This window comes from Paucilactobacillus oligofermentans DSM 15707 = LMG 22743 (assembly GCF_001434315.1).
In the GTDB taxonomy this organism is placed as follows: Bacteria; Bacillota; Bacilli; order Lactobacillales; family Lactobacillaceae; genus Paucilactobacillus; species Paucilactobacillus oligofermentans.
This window is the reverse complement of record NZ_AZFE01000015.1, coordinates 1-205: the sequence shown is the minus strand read 5'-3', so window position 1 is coordinate 205 and position 205 is coordinate 1. Positions and strand designations below refer to the sequence as shown.

At 40.0% G+C, this 205-nt stretch carries 1 protein-coding gene; it reads right to left on the bottom strand.

Annotation, left to right across the window (positions count from 1 at the left end; all coding sequences use genetic code 11):
• The coding region (locus tag FC70_RS09325; RefSeq protein WP_420835984.1) for a mucin-binding protein at positions 1–205 on the bottom strand (205 nt) is incomplete at both ends.

Here is a 205-nt window from a genome sequence, read left to right as displayed (position 1 = left end):
GATGCTTCAAGTGAACCGTGAAATTCTGATCAGTTGTGTCATTATTGTCGAATGTCAAATCTGCTGGATAGCCATCAGTAACCAACTCATACCCTTGTTTCTTATAATCCGCAATGTTGCCACTAGTACTATAACTCGATTTCGAGCCCGTTGTTCCTGAAATTGAATCCGTCTTTAAAGTTTTTCCGGTCGTATCATCAACGTA